Source organism: Rhodococcus sp. (in: high G+C Gram-positive bacteria) (assembly GCF_049286785.1).
Lineage (GTDB): Bacteria > Actinomycetota > Actinomycetes > Mycobacteriales > Mycobacteriaceae > Rhodococcus_F.
Genome location: NZ_JBAQEO010000221.1, coordinates 1 through 7,559, shown reverse-complemented (window position 1 = coordinate 7,559; position 7,559 = coordinate 1). Strand labels below are relative to the sequence as shown.

At 64.9% G+C, this 7,559-nt stretch carries 9 protein-coding genes; 4 read left to right on the top strand and 5 right to left on the bottom strand.

Features of this window, described 5'->3' with window-relative positions; translation table 11 throughout:
* The 4 genes from rplU to proB form a co-directional block, all read left to right on the top strand.
* The coding region (rplU, locus tag WAW17_RS09250; protein WP_422332685.1) for a 50S ribosomal protein L21 at positions 1 to 277 on the top strand (277 nt) is incomplete at its 5' end.
* Between the two features lie 38 nt (positions 278 to 315).
* Positions 316 to 579 (top strand): 50S ribosomal protein L27, encoded by a 264-nt coding sequence (gene rpmA, locus WAW17_RS09245; RefSeq protein WP_007532011.1) that lies wholly within the window; start codon positions 316 to 318, stop codon positions 577 to 579.
* Between the two features lie 187 nt (positions 580 to 766).
* Positions 767 to 2,227 carry a GTPase ObgE gene (gene obgE / locus WAW17_RS09240; protein WP_422332684.1) on the top strand — a complete coding sequence of 487 codons (1,461 nt, stop codon included), beginning with the start codon at positions 767 to 769 and terminating at the stop codon, positions 2,225 to 2,227.
* Positions 2,224 to 3,324, top strand: coding sequence for a glutamate 5-kinase (proB, locus tag WAW17_RS09235; RefSeq protein ID WP_422332683.1), 1,101 nt, complete (start codon positions 2,224 to 2,226; stop codon positions 3,322 to 3,324). The genes obgE and proB overlap by 4 nt, the downstream gene beginning before the upstream one ends.
* Here proB and WAW17_RS09230 read toward each other — a convergent pair.
* From WAW17_RS09230 to ectA, 5 genes are read right to left on the bottom strand one after another with little or no spacing between them, the layout of a single operon-like run.
* Complete coding sequence (locus WAW17_RS09230) at positions 3,236 to 4,129, bottom strand: NAD-dependent protein deacetylase (RefSeq protein ID WP_422332682.1); 894 nt, start codon at positions 4,127 to 4,129, stop codon at positions 3,236 to 3,238. The genes proB and WAW17_RS09230 overlap by 89 nt on opposite strands.
* A gap of 21 nt (positions 4,130 to 4,150) precedes the next feature.
* Positions 4,151 to 5,086 carry a D-isomer specific 2-hydroxyacid dehydrogenase family protein gene (locus WAW17_RS09225; RefSeq protein WP_422332681.1) on the bottom strand — a complete coding sequence of 312 codons (936 nt, stop codon included), beginning with the start codon at positions 5,084 to 5,086 and terminating at the stop codon, positions 4,151 to 4,153.
* 9 nt (positions 5,087 to 5,095) lie between these two features.
* A complete protein-coding gene (locus tag WAW17_RS09220) occupies positions 5,096 to 5,494 on the bottom strand; it encodes an ectoine synthase (protein ID WP_422332680.1) in 399 nt (132 codons plus the stop codon).
* 14 nt (positions 5,495 to 5,508) lie between these two features.
* Positions 5,509 to 6,771, bottom strand: a complete 1,263-nt coding sequence (ectB, locus tag WAW17_RS09215; RefSeq protein WP_422332679.1) for a diaminobutyrate--2-oxoglutarate transaminase — start codon at positions 6,769 to 6,771, stop codon at positions 5,509 to 5,511.
* Between the two features lie 27 nt (positions 6,772 to 6,798).
* Positions 6,799 to 7,311 (bottom strand): diaminobutyrate acetyltransferase, encoded by a 513-nt coding sequence (gene ectA / locus WAW17_RS09210; RefSeq protein ID WP_422332678.1) that lies wholly within the window; start codon positions 7,309 to 7,311, stop codon positions 6,799 to 6,801.
* Positions 7,312 to 7,559 lie beyond the last annotated feature (248 nt).

The window sequence follows — 7,559 nt, the reverse complement described above, 5'->3', positions numbered from 1 at the left end:
GTACAAGGTCGCTGTTGGTGACCTCGTCAAGGTCGAGAAGATCGAGGGTGAGCCCGGCACTGCTGTCTCGCTTGCTCCGGTTCTCGTCGTCGACGGATCCGAGCTGACCACCGATGCCGGCAAGCTGGCAAAGATTTCGGTCACCGGCGAGGTTGTCGAGCACACCAAGGGCCCGAAGATCCGCATTCACAAGTTCAAGAACAAGACCGGCTACCACAAGCGTCAGGGCCACAGGCAGAAGCTGACGGTCCTCAAGGTCACCGGTATCAACAACTAGAGCTTCAGAGCTGTTTTCGCCCGAGGAGGGTCAACAACATGGCACATAAGAAGGGTGCATCCAGCTCCCGTAACGGTCGCGACTCGAACGCCCAGCGACTCGGCGTGAAGCGCTTCGGCGGACAGGCCGTCAGCGCCGGCGAGATCCTGGTGCGTCAGCGCGGAACCCATTTCCACCCCGGCGTGAACGTCGGCCGCGGCGGCGACGACACGCTCTTCGCACTCGCTGCCGGTGCGGTCGAGTTCGGCACCAAGCGGGGACGCAAGACCGTGAACATTGTTCCGGCGGCGGCAGAGGCCTAGTCCTGCTGCGAGTGTGCATCGTCCTGTGACAGGACGTTTCAAGCTCCCGATAGGGGCGGATCTGGGTCGAGCTACCCGGTCCGCCCCTATTGTTTGTTTTCCGTGCAATTCGTTTCAAAGCAGTGTGTTTTCAGCTAGTTGCTTCACCTGAGATCACCACAATTGACTGAGGAAGGATCCGGCAGTCATGTCCCGATTCATTGACCGCGTAGTGCTGCACGTCAGCGCAGGAAAAGGCGGCAATGGCTGCGCCTCCGTACACCGCGAGAAGTTCAAACCACTCGGCGGACCCGACGGTGGCAACGGCGGGCGCGGCGGTGACGTGGTGCTGGAGGTGGACGGCAGCGTGCATACCCTCCTCGACTTCCACTTCCATCCCCATGCGAAGGCCACCAACGGCAAGCAGGGTATGGGCAGCAACCGTGACGGTGCCCAGGGTGAAGATCTGATCCTGAAGGTTCCCGACGGCACAGTCGTCCTCGACAAGGACGGCCGGGTTCTCGCGGACCTCATCGGAAGCGGCACCCGGTACGAGGCTGCTCAGGGTGGTCGCGGAGGTCTCGGCAACGCGGCGTTGTCCTCGAAGGCACGCAAGGCGCCGGGCTTCGCGCTGCTCGGCGAGGACGGGGTCGAACGGGAAATCGTCCTCGAACTGAAATCCGTGGCCGACGTGGGGCTCGTCGGATTCCCGTCGGCCGGAAAGTCGTCGCTCGTCTCCGTCCTGTCGGCTGCCAAGCCGAAGATCGCGGACTACCCGTTCACCACCTTGGTGCCGAACCTGGGTGTCGTCTCGAGTGGGGACACCACCTTCACGGTGGCCGACGTGCCGGGTCTGATTCCCGGTGCCAGCGACGGCCGCGGACTTGGGCTGGACTTCCTGCGTCATCTCGAGCGGTGTGCCGTCTTGGCTCACGTGGTGGACTGCGCCACGCTCGACCCGGGTCGTGACCCGATTTCCGACATCGACGCGCTCGAAGCGGAACTCGCTGCCTACAAGCCGGCGCTGTCCGGCGACAACGGCCTCGGTGACCTGGCGGATCGCCCCCGCATCGTGATTCTCAACAAGTCGGATGTCCCGGAGGCGGCCGAGCTCGCCGAGATGGTCACTCCCGAGCTGCAGGCGCGCGGATGGCCCGTCTTCACGATTTCGGCAGTGAGCCGAGAAGGGTTACGGCCCTTGACGTTCGCCCTCGCAAAGATGGTGGAGGACTATCGTGAAGCGCACCCGCCGGAGGCCCCGAAGCGTCAGGTGATCCGTCCGATCGCCGCCAAGGAGAACAGCTTCAGTGTGGTCGCGGATCCCGAGGTACCGGGTGGTTTCATCGTTCGTGGCAACCGGCCCGAGCGGTGGGTGCGGCAAACGCAGTTCGACAACGACGAGGCCGTGGGTTACCTGGCCGACAGGCTGGCCCGGCTCGGGGTCGAGGCGGAGCTGGTGAAGCATGGGGCCCAGCCCGGTGCGTCCGTCACCATAGGCGACGTCAGCTTCGACTGGGAGCCGCAGACACCTGCCGGTATCGATCTCACGCGTACGGGACGGGGTACCGACCCCCGGATCGATCAGGTCGAGCGCATCGGCGCGACCGAGCGCAAGCACGCGAGCAGGATCCGTCGTGGTCTCGAAGGCCTCGACCCCGAAGAACAGTGAGCGAGACCCGGCGCACTATCGCGTCGGCCCACAGCGTTGTCGTGAAGATCGGATCGTCTGCACTGACGAGTCTGGTCGGCGGCATCGACAGGGGCCGTCTCGATGCGCTGGCCGACGCGATCGAGGCGCGGATGCGGGCCGGGTCCGACGTCGTCGTCGTGTCTTCGGGTGCGGTAGGTGCCGGACTGGCTCCGCTGGGGCTGACCAAACGTCCGCGTGACCTGGCGACGAAGCAGGCCGCCGCGAGTGTGGGTCAGCTGGCTCTGGCCCATGCCTGGGGGACGTCGTTCGCCAGGTACGGCCGCACGGTGGGCCAGGTGCTGCTCACCGCCGACGACATTGCGCGCCGCGCTCAGCATCGCAACGCGCAGCGCACCCTCGATCGGCTGCGGGCACTGCACGCGGTCGCGGTCGTCAACGAGAACGACACCGTGGCCACCGCGGAGCTGCGCTTCGGCGACAACGATCGGCTCGCGGCACTCGTCGCCCATCTGGTCGGCGCCGAGGCCCTCGTCCTGCTGTCCGACGTGGACGGACTCTACGATGGGGATCCGCGGAAGGGCAGTGCCACCCTCATCCGCGAGGTGAACAGCCCCGAGGATCTCGACGGGGTGGTGGCCGGCTCCGGTGGTGCACTCGGTACCGGCGGGATGGCCTCCAAACTGGCCGCTGCACGACTCGCCGCGGACGCGGGTGTGCCGGTCCTGCTGGCCGCCGCATCCGAGGCGGCTGCGGCGTTGAGCGATGCCGGGGTGGGAACGGCTTTCACTGCCCGGCCCACGCGTCTGTCCTCCCGCAGGTTCTGGGTACGTCACGGCGCCGACGAGCAGGGGATTCTGCACCTGGACGAGGGTGCCGTGCGCGCTGTCGTCACGAAGCGGCGGTCACTGCTACCCGCGGGCGTCACGGCCGTGTCCGGGAGGTTCTACGGCGGAGACGTCGTGTCACTGCTCGGTCCCGGTGAGAAACCGGTGGCCAGGGGAGTGGTGGCCTACGACTCCAGCGAGATCAGCGAGATCCTCGGGAAGTCGACGCAGGAACTTCCCCCGGAGATGCAACGTCCGATCGTCCACGCCGACGATCTGGTTCCGCTGTAGCGTCGAGCAGCGCGGTCAGCGCCTCCGAACATCCGGTGTCCAGCTTGACGGTGGCGAGTGCGTCGGCGCGGGTGCTTCCCCGATTGACGATCACGATGGGAATGTCGCGCTTGGCCGCATGCCGGACGAAGCGCAGACCCGACATGACGGTGAGCGACGAACCGGCGACGAGCAGTGCATCGGCCTCGTCGACGACCGCGTAGGCGGCCTCGACTCTCTGTCCGGGAACGGTTTCACCGAAGTACACGATATCGGGTTTGAGCAGTCCGCCGCAGGATGCGCAGTCCACCATTCGAAAGCGCTCGGTACTGGTGATCACCGCGTCCGCATCCGGCGCGATCTCGACTCCGCTCGAGGCAGAGACGGTTGCGGAGAAATCGGGGTTCGCTTCTTCGAGCCGGTCGGCGAGAGTGGCGCGTGAGATCAAGGCACCGCACCCGAGGCACCGAACCTGGGCGTAGGTGCCGTGCAGGTCGATCACCCGGCGACTGCCGGCCTTGGTGTGCAGGAGATCGACGTTCTGGGTGATGACCGCATGCGCGATGCCCGCCCGTTCGAGACCGGCGAGAGCCCGATGCCCGGAATTGGGACGCGCCGCGTCCATGTGCCGCCACCCCAGATGGTTGCGGGCCCAGTAGTGACGGCGAAAGGCGGGGTCCCCGACGAACTGCTGATAGGTCATCGGGTTGCGTGGTGGGGAGTCCGGCCCCCGATAGTCCGGAATCCCGGAGTCGGTCGAGATTCCGGCGCCGGTGATCACACACAAACGCCGTCCACCCAGGACATCGACGAGTTGCTCGAACACGATGTCAGAGTAGCGCCCGGATCAGTACCCGACGACAGGGTCGATGAGAGCGGTGAGCTTCTCACCGGCGACGAACCGGGCGACGTTGAGTGCCACGTGTTCGGCGAAGGCGGGGGGACGCACGGAGGGCGGATTGGAGTCGTGCGGGGTGATGATCACGTTCGGCAGGTCCCACAGAGGATGTCCGTCGGGGAGTGGTTCGGGCTCCGTCACATCGAGTCCGGCACCGCCGATCATGTTCTCCCGCAGGGCCTGTACCAGTGCGTCGGTGTCGATCAGTGACCCGCGGGCAACGTTGATCACCCAGGAGGTGGGCTTCATCTGTGCCAGTTCCGCGCCGCCCACGAGATGACGCGTGGCAGAAGTGGCCGGTGCCCCGATCACGAAGTGGTCGGCACGGACCCACACCTCGTCGAGTCGGGTGGCGGGGAGCGTCTCGAGGGCGCCGGGCACCGGACTTCCGGTCCGATTCACCGCGATCACCTCGGCGCCCATCGCCGCGAGCATCGGTATCAGTGCCCGCCCGATTCCGCCCGCACCCACGATGGCGACCGTCGCACCGCGCAGCGTGCCGACCTTGGAGAAGAACTCCTGCTGCCGCCACGTCTTGGCGGCGAAGTGTTCGGGAAGCGCACGGACCCCGGCGAGAAGCAGAGTGAGCGCATGTTCGGCGACCGTCGCGGCGAACGCACCCGCCGCCGACGTCCACATCACGGTGGTGTCCGGCCGGATGAGACCGGATGCGAGCCAATCCTCCACCCCGGCCGCGCTCAACTGGACCCAGCGGATGTTCTCCGGGAGAGGATCGGGGAAACCGATCGGTCCGGCATTCCAGACCAGCGCATCCGCGGAATCCATGGCGGCCACATGGGCACCGCCCCGGCGCACCGCATCTTCGAGAAGCGGGTCCGGGGCGGGTCCGAGAGCTATGGTCGGAACGACGTCGTCGACGGGCATGAGTCGAACCTACGCGGGTACCTCGACCAAGGGGTAGACACCGTTCTCGTCGTGCACTTCACGTCCGGTGACCGGCGGATTGAAGACGCAGAGCATGCGCATCTCGGTATCGGGCTCTACCCGGTGACGCTCGTGGCCGTTCAGCAGGTACATCGAGCCGGGACCGAGTTCGTAGACCCTGTCGTTGTCGAGGTCGATGAGTTTGCCGGTGCCTTCGACCAGCCAGACGGCCTCGACGTGATTGGCGTAGTGGAACTCGTTGACCGAACCCGCTTTGATCGTGGTCTCGTGGAACGAGAACCCCACCTTGTCGCCGCCGAGAACGATGCGCTTGCTGCGCCAGTTGCCGTCCTCGCTGATGATGTCGCGGTCGGTGTCGGTGATTTCTGCGGTAGTGCGAACGATCATGAATATCCCTTTCTCTAGCTGCAAACCTTGCCGGTGGCTTCGGCCAGAATGCCGAGGCCGTGATCCAGCTCGTCGTCGGTGACGGTGAGCGGCGGGAGCAGCTTGACCACCTCGTCCGACGGTCCCGAGGTCTCTGCGAGCAGTCCCTCGTCGAATGCGATCTTGCAGACCTTGCCTGCCTTGTCGGCGTCGTTGAACACAAGACCCTGGACGAGTCCGCGGCCGCGGGTGCTCACCTCGCCGTCGAACTGGAGGGAGAGGGCGGTGAACGCCTGGTGAATCTTCTCGCCCTTGGCCAGCGTCGACTTGTGCAGTGCGTCGTCGGACCAGTAATGGTCGAGGGCGACGCGTGCGGTCACGAAGGCGGGGTTGTTCCCGCGGAACGTGCCGTTGTGCTCACCCGGACCCCAGACGTCGAGCTCGCGTTTGAACAGGGTCAGGGCCATGGGCATGCCGTAACCACCGATCGACTTGGACAGGGTGACGATGTCCGGGGTGATGCCGGCGAGTTCGAACGAGAAGAACGGGCCGGTACGACCGCAGCCCATCTGGACGTCGTCGACAATCAACAGGATTTCCCGCTCGGCACACAGGTCGGCAAGCGCGCGCAGCCACTCCGGGCGAGCGACATTCACACCGCCCTCACCCTGGACGGTCTCGACGATGACGGCGGCGGGACGGTTGAGTCCACTACCCGAGTCGTCGAGCACCCGGGAGAACCACTGGAAGTCCTCGGTGACACCATCGAAGTAGTTGTCGAACGGCATCGGCGTGGCATGGACCAACGGGATACCGGCGCCCGCACGTTTCATCGAGTTACCGGTGACCGACAGCGCGCCGAGCGTCATCCCGTGAAAAGCGTTGGTGAAGTTGATGATCGAAGAACGACCGGTGACCTTGCGGGCCAGCTTCAGTGCTGCTTCGACGGAGTTGGTGCCGGTGGGGCCTGGGAACTGGACCTTGTAGTCGAGTCCGCGCGGCTCCAGAATGTTCTTCTGGAAGCTCTTCAGCAGATCGCGTTTGGCCACGGTCGCCATGTCCAGGCCGTGTGTGATCCCGTCGCCGACGATGTAGTCGACCAGTGCCGATTTGAGCACCGGGTTGTTGTGGCCGTAGTTCAATGCACCGGCACCGGCGAAGAAGTCGAGGTAGTCGCGACCGTTCTCGTCGCGAATCCACGAACCGGATGCCGATTCGAAGACGGCGGGCCACCCGCGACTGTAGCTGCGTACCTCGGACTCGAGGACGTCGAAGATGGTGGGTTCGATGGTCGTCATGGTGTGTATTCCTCCAAGGGTGGGCTCTCAGCCGATCGTGTACAAATCCTCGGCTTCGTGTCCATCGGGAAAATTGTTAGGGCTGAACAACTCTTGCTTGTTGATCGCCGTATCTCGGCGACGCGCCAATGCGGTGAACAGCGCGATCGATGCCTCGTTGTCGGGGCTGATCGTGGTCTCGAGACGGCTGATTCCTTCGGGTGCAAGGCGATCGAGCAGCGCGCTCAGCATGCGGCCGGCAATTCCCTTGCCGCGCTGGTCTGCGTCTACCGCGACCTGCCAGACGAACAGTGTCGCCGGGGATTCCGGGCGAACGTAGCCCGTGACGAACCCCACGACTCGTTCGTCCGCCACCGCAACGATCGACGTGCGGCTGAAATCTCTACACCACAACAGGTATGCGTAGCTCGAATTCAGGTCGAGCACTTCCGTGTTCCTGGCGATCTCCCAGAGCCGGACTCCGTCAGCGATCTGTGGTCTTCTGAACAACACCGCGTCCGGCGCGGTGGTCGGGTTGGCACTCTTCTGAACAGGGGTCATTGGATACTCCAAGCTAACAACCATTCCCGCCGATTTCATGTGCCTCGCGGAATTGGACAGTTCAGACATGGAGGCTTCGCAGGTGAGACGCACAATGTGAGGCTGATCACTTTCTGTAATGGCAGCGGAACCTCCCGCGAAATATGAAGGCTATTTGACCCCCGCCAGCGCGAAGGGCAGAACCGCAGGCGCGCCCGCCTGCCGGAGGGTCCGGGCAGCCATCGTCAGGGTCCATCCGGTGTCGGTCA

Excerpts from the sequence above, each read along its gene's own strand:
- rpmA (WP_007532011.1), top strand. The coding sequence starts at position 316 with ATGGCACATAAGAAGGGTGCATCCAGCTCCCGTAACGGTCGCGACTCG.
- obgE (WP_422332684.1), top strand. The coding sequence starts at position 767 with ATGTCCCGATTCATTGACCGCGTAGTGCTGCACGTCAGCGCAGGAAAA.
- WAW17_RS09225 (WP_422332681.1), bottom strand. The coding sequence starts at position 5,086 with ATGCCCGTCGACGACGTCGTTCCGACCATAGCTCTCGGACCCGCCCCG.
- WAW17_RS09220 (WP_422332680.1), bottom strand. The coding sequence starts at position 5,494 with ATGATCGTTCGCACTACCGCAGAAATCACCGACACCGACCGCGACATC.
- ectB (WP_422332679.1), bottom strand. The coding sequence starts at position 6,771 with ATGACGACCATCGAACCCACCATCTTCGACGTCCTCGAGTCCGAGGTA.
- ectA (WP_422332678.1), bottom strand. The coding sequence starts at position 7,311 with ATGACCCCTGTTCAGAAGAGTGCCAACCCGACCACCGCGCCGGACGCG.